General features: G+C 59.1%; 16 protein-coding genes. 4 read left to right on the top strand and 12 right to left on the bottom strand.

Annotated features, from left to right (window positions below; genetic code table 11):
* The first annotated feature begins 195 nt into the window (after positions 1–195).
* Entirely contained in the window at positions 196–1182 is a 987-nt protein-coding gene (locus RHSP_RS21160) for an aldo/keto reductase (protein WP_037153532.1), read from the top strand.
* Between the two features lie 70 nt (positions 1183–1252).
* Here RHSP_RS21160 and RHSP_RS21155 read toward each other — a convergent pair whose 3' ends face one another.
* From RHSP_RS21155 to clpP, 5 genes are all read right to left on the bottom strand, one after another.
* Entirely contained in the window at positions 1253–2164 is a 912-nt protein-coding gene (locus RHSP_RS21155) for an agmatinase (RefSeq protein WP_004122402.1), read from the bottom strand.
* A gap of 246 nt (positions 2165–2410) precedes the next feature.
* Positions 2411–2686 (bottom strand): DNA-binding protein HupB, encoded by a 276-nt coding sequence (hupB, locus tag RHSP_RS21150; protein ID WP_037153530.1) that lies wholly within the window; start codon positions 2684–2686, stop codon positions 2411–2413.
* Between the two features lie 201 nt (positions 2687–2887).
* Positions 2888–5308, bottom strand: coding sequence for an endopeptidase La (gene lon, locus RHSP_RS21145; protein ID WP_037153529.1), 2421 nt, complete (start codon positions 5306–5308; stop codon positions 2888–2890).
* Between the two features lie 419 nt (positions 5309–5727).
* The gene (clpX, locus tag RHSP_RS21140) at positions 5728–7005 is read right to left on the bottom strand and encodes an ATP-dependent Clp protease ATP-binding subunit ClpX (RefSeq protein WP_037153527.1); all 1278 of its coding nucleotides are present in this window, start codon (positions 7003–7005) and stop codon (positions 5728–5730) included.
* A 297-nt stretch (positions 7006–7302) separates the two neighbouring features.
* Positions 7303–7935 (bottom strand): ATP-dependent Clp endopeptidase proteolytic subunit ClpP, encoded by a 633-nt coding sequence (gene clpP / locus RHSP_RS21135; protein ID WP_004122396.1) that lies wholly within the window; start codon positions 7933–7935, stop codon positions 7303–7305.
* A 403-nt stretch (positions 7936–8338) separates the two neighbouring features.
* Here clpP and RHSP_RS21130 point away from each other — a divergent pair, with 403 nt between their 5' ends.
* Complete coding sequence (locus RHSP_RS21130; RefSeq protein WP_037153524.1) at positions 8339–9589, top strand: GGDEF domain-containing protein; 1251 nt, start codon at positions 8339–8341, stop codon at positions 9587–9589.
* A 142-nt stretch (positions 9590–9731) separates the two neighbouring features.
* Here the strand turns inward: RHSP_RS21130 and pstB are convergent, their stop codons facing one another.
* The 7 genes from pstB to RHSP_RS21095 all read right to left on the bottom strand — a co-directional run bounded on the left by pstB (position 9732) and on the right by RHSP_RS21095 (position 16249).
* Entirely contained in the window at positions 9732–10568 is an 837-nt protein-coding gene (pstB, locus tag RHSP_RS21125) for a phosphate ABC transporter ATP-binding protein PstB (RefSeq protein WP_081615341.1), read from the bottom strand.
* Positions 10569–10598: 30 nt separating this feature from the next.
* Positions 10599–11450 carry a phosphate ABC transporter permease PstA gene (gene pstA / locus RHSP_RS21120; RefSeq protein ID WP_051074120.1) on the bottom strand — a complete coding sequence of 284 codons (852 nt, stop codon included), beginning with the start codon at positions 11448–11450 and terminating at the stop codon, positions 10599–10601.
* An 11-nt stretch (positions 11451–11461) separates the two neighbouring features.
* Positions 11462–12433 carry a phosphate ABC transporter permease subunit PstC gene (pstC, locus tag RHSP_RS21115; protein WP_037153522.1) on the bottom strand — a complete coding sequence of 324 codons (972 nt, stop codon included), beginning with the start codon at positions 12431–12433 and terminating at the stop codon, positions 11462–11464.
* A 73-nt stretch (positions 12434–12506) separates the two neighbouring features.
* Positions 12507–13532: a phosphate ABC transporter substrate-binding protein PstS gene (gene pstS / locus RHSP_RS21110; RefSeq protein WP_004122389.1), complete on the bottom strand. Its 1026-nt coding sequence runs from the start codon at positions 13530–13532 to the stop codon at positions 12507–12509.
* Between the two features lie 262 nt (positions 13533–13794).
* The gene (locus RHSP_RS21105) at positions 13795–14139 is read right to left on the bottom strand and encodes a cupin domain-containing protein (RefSeq protein ID WP_004122388.1); all 345 of its coding nucleotides are present in this window, start codon (positions 14137–14139) and stop codon (positions 13795–13797) included.
* A 245-nt stretch (positions 14140–14384) separates the two neighbouring features.
* Positions 14385–15668, bottom strand: coding sequence for an O-acetylhomoserine aminocarboxypropyltransferase (locus tag RHSP_RS21100; RefSeq protein ID WP_037153519.1), 1284 nt, complete (start codon positions 15666–15668; stop codon positions 14385–14387).
* Between the two features lie 152 nt (positions 15669–15820).
* Positions 15821–16249 carry a CoA-binding protein gene (locus RHSP_RS21095; protein WP_004122381.1) on the bottom strand — a complete coding sequence of 143 codons (429 nt, stop codon included), beginning with the start codon at positions 16247–16249 and terminating at the stop codon, positions 15821–15823.
* Between the two features lie 111 nt (positions 16250–16360).
* Between RHSP_RS21095 and RHSP_RS21090 the strand changes: the two genes are divergently transcribed.
* Both RHSP_RS21090 and RHSP_RS21085 read left to right on the top strand, forming a co-directional pair.
* Positions 16361–16696: a hypothetical protein gene (locus RHSP_RS21090; protein WP_004122380.1), complete on the top strand. Its 336-nt coding sequence runs from the start codon at positions 16361–16363 to the stop codon at positions 16694–16696.
* A gap of 820 nt (positions 16697–17516) precedes the next feature.
* Positions 17517–18353 carry an EamA family transporter gene (locus RHSP_RS21085; protein WP_037153632.1) on the top strand — a complete coding sequence of 279 codons (837 nt, stop codon included), beginning with the start codon at positions 17517–17519 and terminating at the stop codon, positions 18351–18353.
* The last annotated feature ends 51 nt before the right edge of the window (positions 18354–18404 follow it).

Here is an 18404-nt window from a genome sequence, read left to right as displayed (position 1 = left end):
CTCCCCTTTTTAAGGAAGCGGAGGCGCAATGAACACTGCACCACTTGCTTCATCCAATGGTTTCGTAGCCGGTCGGAAGCTGTCATATTTCAGGCTCACGCGATTGCGATGCCGCTCACCTCCCATGTGCTTGCCGCCGACCCAACCGGCTGCTACTGCGCTGGCATTTCATCACCTATGACGAGGAGATTTCTCATGAGACATCATGCTTTCGGACGGACGCCCTTTATCGTGACGGATGTCGGCTTCGGCGCCTGGCAGATCGGCGGCGCCTGGGGCGAAGTCAGCGACGCAGATGGCCGCGCGGCGCTGAACGGCGCCCTCGATGCCGGCATGACCTTCATCGATACCGCCGACGTCTATGGCGACGGCCGCTCCGAAAAGATCATCGCCGATGTGCTGAAGGCCCGCGGCGGCGCGCGCCCGATGGTGGCGACCAAGGCCGGACGCCGCCTCAACCCGCATGTGGCCGACGGCTACACCAAGGCCAATCTCGAAGGCTTCATCGACCGCAGCCTGAAGAACCTCAGCGTCGAGAGCCTCGACCTCGTGCAGCTTCACTGCCCGCCGACCGAAGTTCTCTACCGGCCGGAAGTTTTCGCCGGTATCGACGAGCTGCAGAAGGCCGGCAAGATCAAGGGGTACGGCGTCAGCGTCGAGAAGGTCGAGGAAGCGCTGAAGGCGATCGAGTATCCGGGCGTGCTCAGCATCCAGATCATCTACAACATCTTCCGCCAGCGTCCCGATCATCTCTTCTTCAAGGAAGCCAAGCGCAAGAACGTGGCGGTCATCGCCCGCGTGCCGCTGGCCTCGGGCCTGCTTTCCGGCAAGATCACCCGCGACACGCAATTTGCCAGCGACGATCACCGCAACTTCAACCGCCATGGCGAGGCCTTCGATGTCGGCGAGACCTTTGCCGGCGTTCCGTTCGAAGTCGGTCTGCAGGCCGTCGAGGAGGTGCGCAAGCTGGTTCCCGCCGGCGCCGGCATGGCAGCCTTTGCGCTCCGCTGGATCCTGATGAACGAAGCCGTCACCGTCGTCATTCCCGGTGCCCGCAATGCCGAGCAGGCCAAGGCCAATGCGGCGGCAGCCGATCTTGCACCGCTTTCCGCCGACGTCATGGCAGCGACGCGCGAGATCTATGAGCGACTGATCGCTCCGCAGGTTCGTCATCGCTGGTAAGCGGAGCCCCTGCGAACGAGAAAGGCCGGGTGCAAGCCCGGCCCCTACTCCCTCCTGAGAGAATTTCCGGTCAGACCTGCCGGACGATAGTTCCGATCACGTTGGTAAGAATACGCGCGGCGGTGATGGCCGATAGGCCGTCAATATCGGTGGGTGGATAGAATTCGACCAGATCGAAGCCTGTGATCCTGGCCCGCTTTCCGAGACCGGCGATCAGGTCGATGATCTGCGTGTAAGTCAGACCGCCGGGCGTGCGCGCCGCTACGCCCGGCATGATTGATGGATCGATGCTGTCGCAGTCGAGGGTGACCACCACCTGTGCCCCTTCCGGAATATGTTGCAAAGCGGCCCCAACGCCCTGAGCATGGATTTCGCGCGCCGTCACGAAGCGGCTGCCATAGCGCCGTGCATCTTCGATTTCGGTAAGGCGCGCGCTGCCGACGCTGCGAAGGCCGACCTGGACCATGCCGGCGACATGCGGCATCTCGCTTGCCCGACGCATCGGGCTCGAATAGCCGTATCGCTCGCCCTGCACCTCGTCGCGCCAATCGATATGCGCATCGATCTGCATGACCCAGATCGGCCCCCGATCGGCAAAGCCGGTGAGGAAGGGAATGGTTACGGAGCAATCTCCCCCGAACAGGATCGGCACGGCATGCAGCGCCAGGACTTCACGCGTCTTGGCCTCGATCCGCTCCCGATTGCCGGCATTGTCGCGCATGATGGTGGAGACATCACCGGCGTCGACACAGGAGAAGGACTTGCCGTCAAACAATGGGCCGCCGAGATCGAAATCCCAATGCTCGATCAACGGCGCGTCGCTCTGGCTCGCATCGCGAATGGCGCCGGCCGCCAGGGCATAACCGCTGCTGTCCCTGTTCGGATAGGTACTGCCGTGGCCGGCTCCGAAAATGACCGCACGAGGCAAGACGCCATCGGCGAGGCCATCAGGAAGGCTGAGGAAGGAAGGAGATGCGGTCATTTCTTGATGGCCCCGGTGATCATTCCGCTGAAACGTCAGCGCTGGATATTCGAAAATACGCTGTGAAGTCCTCTTCGCAAGGGAGCGCCCGAACAGTCTGCGCCGTCGGCGTCTTCCGCCTTATCGGGTCAAGGTCGGCGAACGTAGCCGAGCCCTCCCCGCCCGGAAACGAAAAAGGGTCCGCAAAGCGGACCCTCAATGTTCTCCACCCGCAAGGCTAACACCTCGCGGCGGGTGAAAACGAAATCAGCTGTTGACCGCGTCCTTCAGGCCCTTGCCGGGCGTGAACTTCGGTACATTGCGAGCAGCGATGTCGACCTCAGCGCCCGTAGACGGGTTACGGCCCTTCGTGGCTGCACGGTGAGAAACAGTGAAGCTGCCGAAACCGGCGAGGCGAATGTCGCCGCCCTTCTTCAGTTCAGCCTGGACGGTCTCGAAAACAGCGTCAACAGCGGAAGCAGCGTCAGCCTTCGTGATACCGGCCTTCTCGGCCACTGCGGACACGAGCTCATTCTTGTTCATGTTTCCACCCCTTTCTCTGGTATGAAACGACTTATCAGTAAGCGGGGTGCAAATAGGAATGCTCTTACCCGCCGCAACCCCAAAAACCCTGCAAACCAGGGAAAAGCAAGCGTTGCCAGACGCTTTTCACAAAAAAAGACCGGCAAAATTGCCGGTCTTTTCGCCATTTCTGGCAATTCGACGGAATTGAGGCGGAGAGCCTCAATGTGCGATCGTCGCACCCACGTCATCAACGCCTTCAACCGTTGCGATCACGGGCGTTTCGACGGTGCCATCCCATTCGATCGGTTCCGGCCGGCGGATGAGCGCGTGCTTGATGACTTCGCCCATGCGCGAGACCGGAATGATCTCCATGCTGTTCTTCACGTTGTCCGGAATCTCCGCCAGATCCTTGGCGTTTTCTTCCGGGATCAGCACCTTCTTGATGCCGCCGCGCATCGCTGCGAGCAGCTTTTCCTTCAGGCCGCCGATCGGCAGCACGCGGCCGCGCAGCGTGATTTCACCGGTCATGGCGACATCCTTGGAAACCGGGATGCCGGTCATGATCGAGACGATCGCGGTTGCCATGGCGACACCGGCCGAGGGACCATCCTTCGGCGTTGCGCCTTCAGGCAAGTGCACATGGATGTCGCTCTTGTCGAAGCGCGGCGGCTCGATGCCGAAATCGACAGCACGCGAGCGGACGTAGGAGGCCGCGGCGGAGATCGATTCCTTCATGACTTCCTTCAGGTTGCCGGTAACCGTCATGCGGCCCTTGCCCGGCATCATCACGCCTTCGATCGTCAGCAGCACGCCGCCGACTTCCGTCCAGGCGAGACCGGTGACAACACCGACCTGATCTTCGCGTTCGGCTTCGCCATGGCGGTAGCGCGGCACGCCGAGATAGTCGGGGACGTTCTCGGCAGTCACGGTGACCGACTTGGTCTTGCCCTTGATGATCTCGGTGACCGCCTTGCGGGCGAGCTTCATCAGTTCGCGCTCGAAGTTACGGACACCGGCTTCGCGGGTGTACTGCTCGATAACGACCATCAGAGCTTCATCGCTGACCGAGAATTCGCTCGGCTGCAATGCATGCTCCTTGATGGCCTTCGGCAGCAGGTGCCGCTTGGCGATTTCGCGCTTTTCGTCTTCGGTGTAGCCGGCGATACGGATGATCTCCATGCGGTCCATCAGGGGCGCAGGGATGTTCAGCGTGTTCGCCGTCGTGATGAACATGACGTCCGACAGGTCATATTCGACTTCCAGGTAGTGGTCCATGAAAGTCGAGTTCTGCGCCGGGTCCAGCACTTCCAGCAGAGCCGAAGACGGATCGCCGCGGTAGTCCATGCCGAGCTTGTCGATTTCGTCGAGCAGGAACAGCGGATTGGACTTCTTGGCCTTCTTCATCGACTGGATGACCTTGCCGGGCATCGAGCCGATATAGGTGCGGCGGTGACCGCGGATCTCGGCTTCGTCACGAACGCCGCCAAGCGCCATGCGGACATACTCACGGCCGGTCGCCTTGGCGATCGATTGAGCGAGCGAGGTCTTGCCGACGCCCGGAGGGCCGACGAGGCACAGGATCGGGCCCTTGATCTTGGTGGCGCGTGCCTGGACGGCCAGATATTCGACGATGCGTTCCTTGACCTTGTCGAGGCCGAAATGATCCGCTTCGAGGATCTTCTCGGCATTGCTCAGATCTGTCTTGATCTTCGACTTCTTGTGCCAGGGAATACCCAGCAGCCAATCGAGATAGTTGCGCACGACGGTCGCTTCAGCCGACATCGGGCTCATCTGCCGAAGCTTCTTCAGCTCGGCATCGGCCTTTTCCTTCGCTTCCTTCGACAGCTTGGTCTTGGAGATGCGCTCTTCCAGTTCAGCCATCTCGTCGCGGCCTTCATCGCCGTCGCCGAGCTCCTTCTGGATCGCCTTCATCTGCTCGTTCAGATAGTATTCGCGCTGGGTCTTCTCCATCTGGCGCTTGACGCGCGAGCGGATGCGCTTTTCGACCTGCAGGACCGAGATCTCACCTTCCATGAAGCCGAGCGCCTTTTCCAGCCGGCCCTTGACGCTGGTGGTTTCCAGCATCTCCTGCTTTTCGGTGATCTTGATCGACAGATGCGACGCGACCGTATCGGCGAGCTTGGAATAGTCGTCGATCTGGCTGGCGGCGCCGACCACTTCCGGAGAAATCTTCTTGTTGAGCTTCACGTAGCTCTCAAATTCCGAAACGACGGAGCGGCTCAGCGCCTCGAGCTCGACCTGATCTTCTTCCGGCTCATGCAGAACGTGACCAAGCGCTTCGTAGAAATCCTCGCGGCCGGTATATTCATCAATCTGTGCGCGCGCACGGCCTTCGACCAGCACCTTGACGGTGCCGTCGGGCAGCTTCAGCAGCTGCAGAACATTGGCTACGGTGCCGACCTTATGGATTGCGTCCGGCGCCGGATCATCATCGCTGGCATTGATCTGGGTGACCAGCATGATCTGCTTGTCCGAACCCATGACTTCTTCCAGCGCCCGAATGGACTTCTCCCGTCCGACGAACAGCGGCACGATCATGTGGGGGAAGACCACGATGTCGCGCAACGGCAATACCGGATAGGCAATGCTCTCATTTGCCGCAGACGTTTTCTTAGTCATTTTATTTCCTTTCCGTCGTCCCGTTCCCGGGCTCTTTGCCGGCTGGGAGGATTAGCCGGCTCTCTCACTTGGTAAACAAGTGGAGCTTCACATTATCTATTTCAAGTCACACAGGACGCACCGCAGTCAAACAGCAAACCACACATTCACGAGGACGAACGCAACAACAAAACACCGAGGCCCAGCTACTCAAACAAGGCTGGCGAAGCTAAATCCGAAGATAAGACGCCGGGCTGAGCCCTGTCCATCGGATACTCCAGAATCATGCCATCATGGCCGCAGCGAGAGTTCTTAACAACCGGTTTCGACTGCGTTCCCATAAGCTTATCCAAGACTTTATCAGCAAAGTGCGCGACTTTTCAAACAGAAAGGGGCCCGTCGACGACGAGCCCCTCGATTCGTGATCGCTGATGCAGGCATCAGGCCGTTGCGTTGGCCTTTTCTTCCTGCCGGTCGGCATAGATGTAGAGCGGGCGGGCGGAGCCGCGAACCACTTCCTCGGAGATGACCACCTCGCGAACGCCTTCCAGCGCCGGCAGCTCGAACATGGTGTCGAGAAGGATCTTTTCCATGATGGAGCGCAGACCGCGGGCACCCGTCTTGCGGACGATCGCGCGACGAGCAATCTCGCGCAGTGCATCCTCGTGGAAGGTCAGTTCGACGTCTTCCATCTCGAACAGGCGCTGATACTGCTTCACCAGCGCATTCTTCGGCTCGGACAGGATCTGGATCAGCGCATCCTCGTCAAGATCTTCCAGCGTCGCCAGAACGGGCAGACGGCCGATGAATTCCGGGATGAGACCAAACTTCACCAGATCTTCCGGCTCCAGCTCGCGCAGCACTTCCCCGACGCGACGGTCGTCCGGTGCCTTGACGGTCGCGCCGAAGCCGATCGACGTCTTCTCGCCGCGGGCGGAGATGATCTTGTCGAGGCCTGCGAAGGCGCCGCCGCAGATGAAGAGGATGTTGGTGGTATCCACCTGCAGGAACTCCTGCTGCGGATGCTTGCGGCCGCCCTGCGGGGGAACCGAAGCCACCGTGCCTTCCATGATCTTCAGCAGCGCCTGCTGCACGCCTTCGCCCGAGACGTCGCGCGTGATCGACGGATTATCCGACTTGCGGGAAATCTTGTCGACTTCGTCGATGTAGACGATGCCGCGCTGTGCGCGCTCGACGTTGTAGTCGGCAGCCTGGAGCAACTTGAGAATGATGTTTTCGACGTCTTCACCGACATAACCGGCCTCGGTCAGCGTCGTCGCGTCAGCCATGGTGAACGGCACGTCGATGATCCGGGCGAGCGTCTGGGCGAGATAGGTCTTGCCGCAGCCGGTCGGACCGACGAGCATGATGTTCGACTTCGCCAATTCGACGTCGCCGTTCTTCGATGCGTGTGCAAGACGCTTGTAATGATTGTGAACGGCAACGGAAAGGATCTTCTTCGCCTGCCGCTGGCCGATGACGTATTCGTCGAGAACCTTGATGATGTCCTGCGGGGTCGGCACTCCGTCACGCGACTTCACCATCGAGGATTTGTTTTCCTCGCGGATGATGTCCATGCACAGCTCGACGCACTCGTCGCAGATGAAGACGGTCGGTCCGGCGATCAACTTCCGGACTTCATGCTGGCTCTTACCGCAGAACGAACAATAAAGCGTGTTCTTGGAGTCGCCGCCGTTGCTGCCGCTGACTTTGCTCATATCACTTTCCTTCCAGCACGCCGCCAATTTCAAAGTCGAAATCGCGGTCCACTCAATGCGCCCGCCGGACCTGCCCCTCGTTTACTGGCAGATCGCGGCGCCCTTCGGGGTACTGAACGCAGGCCGGCCAACCAGAACTGCGTGGCAACGATTCCCCTTCGAATGCCGAATGCTATGTCACAAAATCGCTACATAACATTAATGCTTACTATTACCGCGTTCCGCTCCACATTAAACCCCTATTCGATCACAAATGGGATAGAACTGTGGCGTAGAAGCTACCGCCTCGTGGATAAATCACGAGGCGCTTTCTCCCTCTATTTCGGTACGCGAGGTCAGCACCTTGTCGATAAGACCCCATTCCTTGGCCTCATCCGAGGACATGAAATGGTCACGATCAAGCGTCTGCTCGACTTCTTCATAGGTCCGGCCGCAATGCTTGACGTAGACCTCATTCAGGCGACGCTTCATTTTGATGATGTCGCGCGCGTGACGCTCGATGTCCGAAGCCTGACCCTGGAAACCACCCGAAGGCTGGTGAACCATGATGCGGGAATTCGGCGTCGCGAAGCGCATATCCTTGTCGCCGGCGGCGAGAAGCAGCGAGCCCATCGAAGCGGCCTGACCGATGCAAAGCGTCGAAACGGCGGGCTTGATGAACTGCATCGTGTCGTAGATCGCCATGCCGGCGGTGACGACGCCGCCCGGCGAATTGATATAGAGCGCGATTTCCTTCTTCGGGTTTTCGGCCTCGAGGAAGAGAAGCTGGGCGCACACCAACGTGGCCATATGGTCTTCAACCGGCCCGGTGAGGAAAATAATGCGTTCCTTCAGCAGACGGGAATAGATGTCGTAAGACCGTTCCCCGCGGTTGGTCTGCTCAACAACCATCGGCACCAGAGCCATAGCTGTATCGACTGGATTTCTCATGTGCGTCCTTTACCAAGCTTGCCCCGGCGACGAGAACGCCGGGAATCGAGTAAAAATCCTTTACCCCTACATAGAGTGTCCCTGCCCTGCACTTCAAGACGCACGAAAGCATAACCTCAAAAAGCTGTAATGCCGCGTGAAGCGTTGACAAAGCATTTCTAAACTCCGCTTTCGCGGTGCCAACAGCACGGGTATCGTGCCTTTGTGCAACCCACCGATTTTCCAGGCGACAAGGTGAAGGAAACATGAAGGACTATCGGCGCACAGTCCAAGCGGGGCACACAGGCAAAATTTACCAACTCACTTAATGAACTTGCCACCTTATTGGGCAAGGATAGGGCAAATGCCGCCATCGTTGGATTACGCCCGACGGAAGGCTGCCGGGAGTGGAGAAACACCCATCGTGCTGAATATGACCACAGGCCTGACCATTTGGTGCTCGGAAGCCATTACCCTGGCGACCGTTCTCCTTCTTGCCTGGGCGCACGACCGCAAATCCCCCGTCTATCTCGTCTGGGCCTTGGGCTTTGCCGTCAGCGCCATAGGATTCGCCCTGGTGGCGGCTCGCGGCATCATCCCCGACATTTGGTCCGTCCAGATCGGGAATGCCGTCGCGCTGCTCGGCGAAAGTGCCTGGATTGCCGGTTTCCGGCTGATGGATAAGCGCAAGCTTGAATGGTCTGCGCTGCTGCCGCCCGTCGTCTGGCTGTTCGGCGTCAGCCTGCCCTGGGTCACCGACAATTTCCTCAATCGTATCGTCGTCTACGACCTCGCCGGCGCTGTCGGCGCGACATTGCTCGCCTTTGCCGTTCAGCCGGCTGCCGATCGACGCGAGCCGGCTCGCAGGCAGCTTGCTATCGTCTTCACGGCACTCGCATGCCTCTGTTTCGGCTCTGCCCTCTGGCTGGTATTCACGGCCCCGACATTGGAGCAGGCCCAGATCTACCGCAGCTACACCGCGCTCGGCTACGGGTTGGTCGTCGTCGTCGCCATCGTCCTCAACGGCAAGCTTTTGATGGAACGCGCCGAACACCGCTGGCGGGCAATTTCCATTACCGACACGCTGACCGGCGTTCTGAATCGGCGCGGCCTTCAGGAAAGCTACGAGATCCTTGCCGGCGAAGGCCAGCAGCAGCAGAAACTTGCCGCACTGCTATTCGACCTTGATCATTTCAAGAAGATCAACGACCGTTATGGCCATCAGACGGGCGATACGGTGCTTGTCGAGTTTGCCCGCGTCGCCTATCAATTCGTGCCTCGCAACGGCGCATTCGGTCGAATGGGCGGCGAAGAATTCGTGGCCTTCGTCCCCGTGGACGAGCAATTGGAGGCGGAGGCGCTTGCGGAAACCATCCGCGCCGACTTCTGCCGTGTGCCGCTGCTTGCCGGCCGCTCTCCGGTGCCTGCAACGGTCAGCATCGGCGTTGCGATCATGCCGCGTGACGCCGTCAGCTGGGACCGGCTGGTCTCGGCCGCAGACCGCGCACTTTACGCCGCCAAACGCGCGGGCCGCAATTGCTCCATCGTCTTCAATGAACTGGAGGCCGCCAATGATGCCGACACAGCGCCTGCTGCGAATGAGGGCGAGCTGGTGCCGACCCTCGACGATCAGATCCGGGTCTTGCGTCGCATGGGTACGCTCTCCAGGATGTGACGATCCATCCCCCCGGACATCGGGTTCGATAACCTCCTGGTTTGAGCAGACCGGCGCTGTTGCCCGGCAGCGCCTATACGCAAATGCAAAATGGCGCGCCTGACGGCGCGCCATCCAGGATGGTTCTAGATACCCCGACGGATCAGCCGTAACGGCCGGTGATGTAGTCTTCCGTACGCTTGACCTTCGGGGCCTGGAAGATCTGCTCGGTCGCGCCATATTCGATGAGCTCGCCAAGATACATGAAGGCAGTGCTGTCGGAAATGCGGCTTGCCTGTTGCATGTTGTGCGTGACGATGACGATCGTGAAATCGCCCTTCAACTGCGAAACCAGCTCCTCGACCTTGGCGGTCGAGATCGGATCGAGAGCCGAGGTCGGCTCGTCGAGAAGCAGCACGGACGGTTTGACCGCGATGGCGCGAGCGATGCAGAGACGCTGCTGCTGGCCGCCGGAAAGGCCAAGTCCGCTCTGGTGCAGCTTTTCCTTCACTTCGCTCCAGAGCGCCGTTTCCGTCAGTGCCGCTTCGACGCGGACGTCCATTTCCGCCTTGGAAAGCTTCTCATAGAGCCGGATGCCGAAAGCGACGTTTTCATAGATCGACATGGGGAACGGCGTGGGCTTCTGGAACACCATGCCGACCTTGGCGCGCAAATCGTTCAGATCGACATCCTTGGTGAGAATGTTGCGGCCGTCCAGCAGAATCTCGCCCGCAACCGTCTGGCCCGGATAGAGATCGTACATCCGGTTGAAAGTGCGCAGCAGCGTGGACTTACCGCAACCCGAAGGGCCGATGAAGGCGGTGACCGCATTCTTGCGGATATTCATATTCACGCTCTTCAGAACGCGATGGCCGTTCTGATAGGTGAAATCGAGGTTCTTCACCTCAAGTTTCGCGAGCGCACCGATATCCGACTGGGAAACGGCGTCCTTCCCCGGCTGTGCGTTGACGCTCTGGAAATTGCTGTCGCTCATGTTCATGGTCTCATTCCTATCGTTCGGGCGGCTGCGTCACTGGCGGCGCCCACTCAAGACACGGGCAAGGACGTTGAGGACGAGGATGGCAACGGTGATGATCAGCGCGCCGGCCCAGGCCAATTGTTTGAGATCCTCGCCAGGATCGGCGGCGAGTGTGTTGATGGCCACCGGCAGCGTGGCGATCGGACCGGTCAGGCCCGCATTCATGAATTTGCTATAGCCGGCCGTGAAGAGAAGCGGCGCTGTTTCGCCGCTGATACGGGCGACAGCCAGCAGGATGCCGGTGAGGATGCCCGTCCAGGCGGAACGGTAGATCACCATCATCATGGACTTCCAGCGCGGCGCACCGAGCGCGGCGGTCGCCTCGCGAAGCGCATTTGGCACCAGCAGCAGCATGTCCTGGGTCGTGCGGTTGACGACCGGGAGGGCGATCAACGCCAGCGCGAGGATGCCGGCGATGGCGGAGTTGCCGTGCATGGGAACGACCACGGCGCCGTAGATGAATACGCCGACGATGATCGAGGGTGCGGACAACAGGATGTCGTTGATGAACTTGGCAAACTCGGCGAGCTTCGTGCCGTTGGCATATTCCACCAAATAGGTGCCGGCGAGAATGCCGATCGGCGCGGCGATCAGGATGGCGCAGCCCGTGACCAGCACGGTACCGTAGATTGCGTTGATCAATCCACCACGCGAACCCTGGGCCGGGATCGACATGGTGAAGACGTCGAGGCTGAGCGCCGATACACCACGATAAACCAGGCTCACAAGGATCACGCTGAGAAAGAATATGCCGAGGATAGCCGCGAGAAAGCACAAGGCCATCATCACCCGGTTCTTCCCATAGCGCCTCGAGACGAGGTTCTGACGAATTGCATTTTCCATCGTTTTGCTCCTCAGAGCGAGTCGCCGCGACCGATCATCCACCTTGCGAGCGCAAGCACGCAGAAGGAGAGGACGAACAGGAGCAGACCGAGCGCAATCAGGCTCGACAATTGCAGACCATCAGCATCGCCGAAGTTGTTAGCGATCTGGGCGGAAATGGTGGTGGACGGCGAGATGATCGACGATTGCAGACGGCTCACCGAGCCGACAACGAAGGTGACGGCCATGGTTTCGCCAAGCGCACGGCCGAGGCCGAGCATGATGCCGCCGACGAGGCCCCGACGGGTATAGGGGATCAGGATGTGACGAGCCACTTCCCATGTGGTCATGCCCATGCCGTAAGCGGATTCACGCAGCATCGGAGGCACGGTACTGAACACGTCGCGGGAGATGGCGGTGATGAACGGCAGGATCATGACGGCCAGCACGAGGCTTGCCGTCAACAGGCCGACACCCGGCGCCGGCGGCTGGAACAGCAGGCCGATCACCGGCACCTGGCCGATCGTCATGACGAGGAAGGGCAGGATATAATTCTGCATCAGCGGCACGAGAATGAAGAGACCGACGATGCCGTAGATAATGGAGGGAACGCCAGCCAGAAGCTCGATGGCCGTGCTGATCGGGCGTCGCAGGCTGCCGGGGCAAAGCTCCGTGAGGAAGATGGCGATGCCGATGCCCAGGGGAATGGCAATCAGCATGGCGATGATCGAGCTCACCAGCGTACCGACTACAGCAGGCACTGCACCATAGATATCGGCGGGAGCGCTCCACTTCGTGCCCCAGAGGAACGAAAGCCCGAAGGCCTGGAAGGTCGGCAAGGCATCAATGACAAGAACCGCAAGGATTGCCAGCAGCAGAAGCACGACAAGAGTAGCCGAGCCAAGCGTCAAGAAATAGAAAATCCGATCCTGCGTCCGGAATTTTCTGGTCGCGGCGGTGGTATCCATCACCTGGAAGCCAGCCGTCTGAGTCGCGTCAGCCATCGATTTCCCCTTGTCCTGTCACGAAAGGCGGACAGGGTTATACCCTGCCCGCCGCAACTTCTCACAGCACAAATTACTTCGTGCCAAAGTCCTTCTTCCAGGACTTCTCGACAACCTCGGCGACATTGTCCGGGATCGCGAGATACGACAGGGCGCTCGCGTCCTTCTGACCGTGCTCGTAGGACCACTTGAAGAACTTCAGCGCCTCTTCGTTCAGAGCAGGATCGGCCGGCTTCTTGTAGAGCAGAACCCAGGTCGAAGCTGCAATCGGCCAGCTCTTTTCGCCCGGCTGATTGGTGATGATCAGGTTGAAGTTCTTGGCATTGGCCCAATCGGCGTTGGAAGCGGCAGCCTTGAACGTGTCGAGGCTCGGCTCGATAACCTTGCCGGCAGCATTCTTCATCTTCGCGAAACCGATGTGGTTGGCGACGACGTAGGAATATTCAACGTAGGAGATCGAACCAGCCGTCTGGTTGACGGTGGTGGAAACGCCTTCGGAACCCTTGGCGCCGAAGCCGACCGGCCATTCAACAGCCGTGTTCGAACCAACCTTTTCCTTCCACTCCGGCGAAACCTTCGCCAGGTAATCGGTGAAGTTGAAGGTCGTGCCCGAGCTGTCGGCGCGATAGACGACGGAGATCGGCGCGGAAGGCAGCTTCACGTCGGCGTTGAGAGCCTTGATGGCGGCATCGTCCCACTTGGTGATCTTGCCGAGGAAGATGTCGGACAGCGTCTTGCCGTCGAGAACGAGTTCGCCCGGCTTTACGCCGGCAATGTTATAGGAAACGACGATACCGCCGGAGATCATCGGGAACTGGGCAATGCCGTTCTTCTCGAGGTCAGCGTCGCTCATCGGCTTGTCCGAAGCGCCGAATACGATGGTCTTGTCGAGGAGCTGCTTGATGCCGGCGCCTGAACCGACCGACTGGTAGTTGACGACGTTCTTCGTCGCAGCCTTATAGCCTTCGGCCCACTTGGACAGAACCGGCGCGATGAAGCTCGAGCCGGCGCCCGTGATGTCGGCAGCCGAAGCCGAAGCAGCCATGGCGACGACCAAGCCGGCGGTCAGGCAAAGGGAACGGATTTTCAGGTTAAGCATAGTAGACTCACTTCCTCAAGTGAATGAAAGGATGGCGAGCAGAAGATCGGCGCGAGGTCCCCATGGTAAATGACCTCCCCACCATCAATCTCCTGGCGACAATGATGGCTCTAATGCCGCATTGTTTCAGTTTGATGACAGTTTAATGAAGCGGCAGTGACACAACCTATGGCAATCATCGCGACCATTGCGGAACTGCATGAAATGGGCCGCTTCAGGCAGCGGGCGAGCGCAAACTTCATGTTTTGATTCAACAAGGTCGTCAGAGACGGATCACATAGTCCTTGCGAGTCGTTTCAACGACTTCCCAAGTCCCCTTGAAGCCCGGCTTCAAGATCATCCGGTCGCCGGCGCGCAAATGGAGGGTCTCCCCGTCGTCTGCCGTCACGACGGAATAGCCCGAGAGGATATTGAAGTATTCCCACTCGTCATAGACGATCCTCCACTTCCCCGGCGTCGCCTCCCATATGCCGGCATAAAGGCCGCCATCGGCCTCGTCCAGGCTCCAGGTGCGGAAGCTCGGTGCACCCGAGACAAGCCGGTCCGCGGCGGGCGCACCGCTCTCCGGCTCGACGCCATCGAGATCCAGTTGCAGATAGGTTGCCATAAATGCCTCCCGTCGATTGCGCTTCGGCCGACAAACGATCGCCCCGCAGCCGCTCTTCTTGCGACCGCGGGGCGACAGAAGCACGAAATGCCGGGCCATCAAAGATAGCCTCCGGCTTTTTCAGCCTTTTCCGATCCAGCCTTTAGAGCATTTCCAGGAAAAGTGCGGAGCGGCTTTCCGTCTGGAATGCGTAAGAAAACAGGAAGATAGAGCGTCTCCGCGATTCAAGGAAAAGCAGAAACGCTCTAGATCTTCGCCAGCGACTGATCGAGATCGGCGATGATGTCCTTGACGGCCTCGATGCCGATCGACAGACGCACGACATCGGGACCGGCACCGGCTGCGACCTTCTGTTCGTCGGTGAGCTGTTTGTGCGTCGTCGATGCAGGATGGATGACCAGCGAGCGGGTGTCGCCGATGTTGGCGAGGTGTGAGAAGAGCTCCAGCCCCTCCACCAGCCCCTTGCCGGCCTGATAGCCGCCCTTGAGCCCGAAGGTGAAGACCGAGCCTGCCCCGTTCGGCGAATAGCGCTGCTGCAGCGCATGGTTTGGATCATCCTCAAGGCCGGCATAATTGACCCAGGCAACCTTGTCCTGCCCCTTCAGCCAGCGCGCGACGGCGAGCGCATTGTCGGAATGACGCTGCATGCGCAGCGGCAAGGTCTCGATGCCGGTCAGGATCAGGAAGGCGTTGAACGGCGAGATTGCCGGGCCAAGATCGCGCAGGCCGAGAACGCGGCACGCGATGGCGAAGGCGAAATTGCCGAAGGTCGAATGCAGCACGACGCCGTTATATTCCGGCCGCGGTGCGGAGAGCATAGGATAACTGCCCGATGCAGACCAATCGAATGTGCCGCCATCGACGATGATGCCGCCCATGGAGTTGCCGTGACCACCGAGGAATTTCGTCAGCGAATGCACGACGATATCGGCGCCGTGTTCCAGCGGGCGGATGAGGTAGGGGCTTGCCATCGTATTGTCGACGATCAGCGGCAGGCCATGCTTGTGGGCAACGGCGGCGATCGCCGCGATGTCGACGAAAGTACCGCCGGGATTGGCCAGGCTTTCGATGAAGATGCCGCGAGTGCGCTCATCGATCTGCGCCTCGAAGGTGGCGGGATCGGCCGGATCGGCCCAGCGAACACGCCAATCGAAATTCTTGAAGGACTGGCCGAACTGATTGACCGAGCCGCCGTACAGCCGCTTGGCAGCGACGAAATTGTCGCCTGGCCGCATGATGGTGTGGAAGACGAGCAGCTGGGCAGCGTGGCCCGAGGCGACGGCAAGCGCCGCCGTTCCGCCTTCAAGGGCCGCCACGCGCTCTTCGAGCACGGCCTGGGTCGGGTTCATGATGCGGGTATAGATATTGCCGAATTGCTGCAAGCCGAACAGAGCGGCGGCGTGATCGGCATCCTGAAAAACGAAGGAGGTCGTCTGGTAGATCGGCGTCGCGCGGGCCCCTGTCGCCGGGTCCGGCTGCGCGCCTGCATGGATTGCGAGTGTGTCGAAACCCGGATTGTTCGTTGGCATGATATTCCCTCCCGCCAGATTCTCTTTTGCGATGGGACGGGATCATAACGGCCGCGATACGAAAGTTAACCGCGAACTTTGCCGCGCTTCTCAACTTGCAGGAAAAACTTGCCATTTTTCAGCAAGATCGCGCGATAAATAGCTGCTTCGGATCAGGCGACCAGGCGCGGATACTCGATGGCCGGACAGCGGTCCATGACGACCCTGACGCCTGCGGCTTCCGCTCTTGCCGCGGCCGCATCGTCGCGTACGCCGAGCTGCCCCCAGATCACCGGCGGCCGGGGATCGATCATGATGGTCTCCTCGACCACCGACCTCAGATATTCCGGCGCCCGGAAAACATCGACCATATCCACAGGCTCGGGAATATCGGCCAGATGCGCATAGACCCATTGCCCGAGGATTTCCTTGCCGGCTTGCCCGGGGTTGACGGGGATGACGCGGTAGCCCCTGTTCAGCAGATAGGCCATGACGCCATTGCTCGGCCGCGCGGGGTTGGGCGACGCGCCGACGAGCGCGATGGTCCTGACGGATAGAAGGATATCGGCGATATAAGAATCGTCATAACTATCGTGGTTCATCACGAAGCCTCCCTAGGCGATCAAACTTGCGTTTTACCGCAAAAATGGAAACCGCAGCCGCAGTTTCCACGTATATATTACATTATAACAATTTCAGGGAGGATTAACCCGATGAAAAAGATCATTCTCCTGGGCCTGCTGATCGCTTCTGCCTCCACGCCGGCGCTGGCGATTTCACGCTATAACTCCATGTCGATGACCTGCGCGGAAGCCAGGGCGACCATCAACCGGGAGCGGGCGGTCATCATGCGCTATCCGGCCAAGAGAACATCCAAGATGACGCTTTATGACCGCTACGTAGCAGACAGCAACGCGTGCGATGTCGGCTATTATGCCGATCAGGACTATCTGCCGACGAAGGACCGGGCCGCCTGCCCCGTTTACATATGCCGGCCGACAAGCGACCTTGAGGACGATCTGTTGCTTTTGCGCCGGCGATCACGATGAGCTATGTTTTGTCGCCGCTTGCAACCATGCCGCCGACACGACCGCTGATTATCCCTGGAATGGCGAGCAACATTCATGCAGGGGTTGCAATGCGCTTCAATTGAAAGTGTCTTTCAAAGCGCTTTCACAGGCTTTCCGGACACCGCCAGACATGTTCCCGTGAAATACGATCTTTGTTCGCTATTCATTCACCATACAATTAGAAACACCTAATGAATAAGATAAGCGGAACGAGAACCGACGGCGAACAAAGAATATATGCGCCCCTATAGATATTCTCTGGATATAGTTTTGCACTTTGCTCAATCAAATACCAGACGAATCACCTAGATCTCAGTTTTATGCCTGAAATAATCATACTTTTCATGTGATCTGCACGCTGACAACGACAATCATCGCCTGTAATAGTTTACATTATTTGAAAATTTTTGCGCTATACTGAGGCGCAATTCAATTAAAGCGGGAGAAAACCGCCGCAATTTCAACCATTATATCCTACATGATCGAATAACACCTTTGCAACAGCGTGGAGCGGCGACGACCTTGAATGAAAGCGCCAGTTCTACCCATGCGTTCACATAGCATGCGACGTTTGTTCGCGATTCATACCACAATAAATTAGTAATTTATGATAGATACAACCCTTTGATAGAACACATAGAGAACATTCCTGTTGCGATTTGCGGCGCGAAATAGCGGCGCGAAGTAAAGACGCATGCAGCATTCTCGTTGCTTTTTGATGCATTGAGGATCATATGGGAGCCAGACTCCCACAAAATGCCAAGCTTTTGTGCTCCCCTACCTGATTTCCGAGGTTTTCGTGTCTCTCGACGTTATCGCGCTTGTGCTTTTCGGCGCCCTACTGCACGCGACATGGAATGCGATCATCAAGGCCGGAACCGACAAATCCCTCGATGCCGCGCTGGTCTCGGCAGGTGGCGCCGCTGCCGCCCTCCCCCTTTTACCGCTCCTGCCATTGCCGGCATCCGCCGCCTGGCCGTTCATCGGCGCTTCGGCGATCCTGCAGTTCGCTTATTTCCAGCTCGTCGCCGCCGCATATCGCGCCGGCGACATCGGCCTCGTCTATCCGCTGATGCGCGGCGTAGCGCCGCTGATCATTGTCTCCACCAGCAGCTTCATTCTCAAGGAGACGCTCTCGGGCGGAGCATTGATCGGCACGATGACCATCTGCGCCGGCATCTTGACGCTTGCCTTCGAGGCAAGAAAGGGTGGCCGGCGGGCGATCCTGCTGGCGCTTGCCAATGCCATCGTCATCGCGACCTATACCTATGTCGACGGCATCGGCGCGCGAATCTCGGGCAACTCCATATCCTATACTCTATGGATGTCGCTCCTGCCGCCGGTCCTCTTGTTTGCGTGGGCAGTCTCGCAACGCGGCGTCAATGCCGTGGCCGCCCACATCCGCTATAACTGGTGGCGCGGGCTGATCGGCGGCGGCGGCTCGATCGCCTCCTATGGCGTTGCCTTGTGGGCGATGACCAAGGCACCGGTCGCCATGGTTGCGGCGCTGCGCGAGACGTCGATCCTCCTTGCACTGGTCATATCCGTCGCCTTTCTGAAGGAGCGGTCGAGCATATGGCGCTACATTGCCGGCGCGATTATTGCCGCTGGCGTCCTCGTTTTGCGGCTAGGATAATGGGAGAAATGTGTGGTATAAAAATACCATATAAGTAAACTATTGATTTCG

The sequence above is a fragment of the Rhizobium freirei PRF 81 genome (assembly GCF_000359745.1).
Lineage (GTDB): Bacteria > Pseudomonadota > Alphaproteobacteria > Rhizobiales > Rhizobiaceae > Rhizobium > Rhizobium freirei.
This window is presented reverse-complemented; position numbering and strand designations above follow the sequence as displayed.

Bases quoted from the DNA above. Each gene is read 5' to 3' on its own strand.
- RHSP_RS21160 (WP_037153532.1), top strand. From the start codon at position 196: ATGAGACATCATGCTTTCGGACGGACGCCCTTTATCGTGACGGATGTC.
- RHSP_RS21155 (WP_004122402.1), bottom strand. From the start codon at position 2,164: ATGACCGCATCTCCTTCCTTCCTCAGCCTTCCTGATGGCCTCGCCGAT.
- hupB (WP_037153530.1), bottom strand. From the start codon at position 2,686: ATGAACAAGAATGAGCTCGTGTCCGCAGTGGCCGAGAAGGCCGGTATC.
- lon (WP_037153529.1), bottom strand. From the start codon at position 5,308: ATGACTAAGAAAACGTCTGCGGCAAATGAGAGCATTGCCTATCCGGTA.
- clpX (WP_037153527.1), bottom strand. From the start codon at position 7,005: ATGAGCAAAGTCAGCGGCAGCAACGGCGGCGACTCCAAGAACACGCTT.
- clpP (WP_004122396.1), bottom strand. From the start codon at position 7,935: ATGAGAAATCCAGTCGATACAGCTATGGCTCTGGTGCCGATGGTTGTT.
- pstB (WP_081615341.1), bottom strand. From the start codon at position 10,568: ATGAACATGAGCGACAGCAATTTCCAGAGCGTCAACGCACAGCCGGGG.
- pstA (WP_051074120.1), bottom strand. From the start codon at position 11,450: ATGGAAAATGCAATTCGTCAGAACCTCGTCTCGAGGCGCTATGGGAAG.
- pstC (WP_037153522.1), bottom strand. From the start codon at position 12,433: ATGGCTGACGCGACTCAGACGGCTGGCTTCCAGGTGATGGATACCACC.
- pstS (WP_004122389.1), bottom strand. From the start codon at position 13,532: ATGCTTAACCTGAAAATCCGTTCCCTTTGCCTGACCGCCGGCTTGGTC.
- RHSP_RS21105 (WP_004122388.1), bottom strand. From the start codon at position 14,139: ATGGCAACCTATCTGCAACTGGATCTCGATGGCGTCGAGCCGGAGAGC.
- RHSP_RS21100 (WP_037153519.1), bottom strand. From the start codon at position 15,668: ATGCCAACGAACAATCCGGGTTTCGACACACTCGCAATCCATGCAGGC.
- RHSP_RS21095 (WP_004122381.1), bottom strand. From the start codon at position 16,249: ATGAACCACGATAGTTATGACGATTCTTATATCGCCGATATCCTTCTA.
- RHSP_RS21090 (WP_004122380.1), top strand. From the start codon at position 16,361: ATGAAAAAGATCATTCTCCTGGGCCTGCTGATCGCTTCTGCCTCCACG.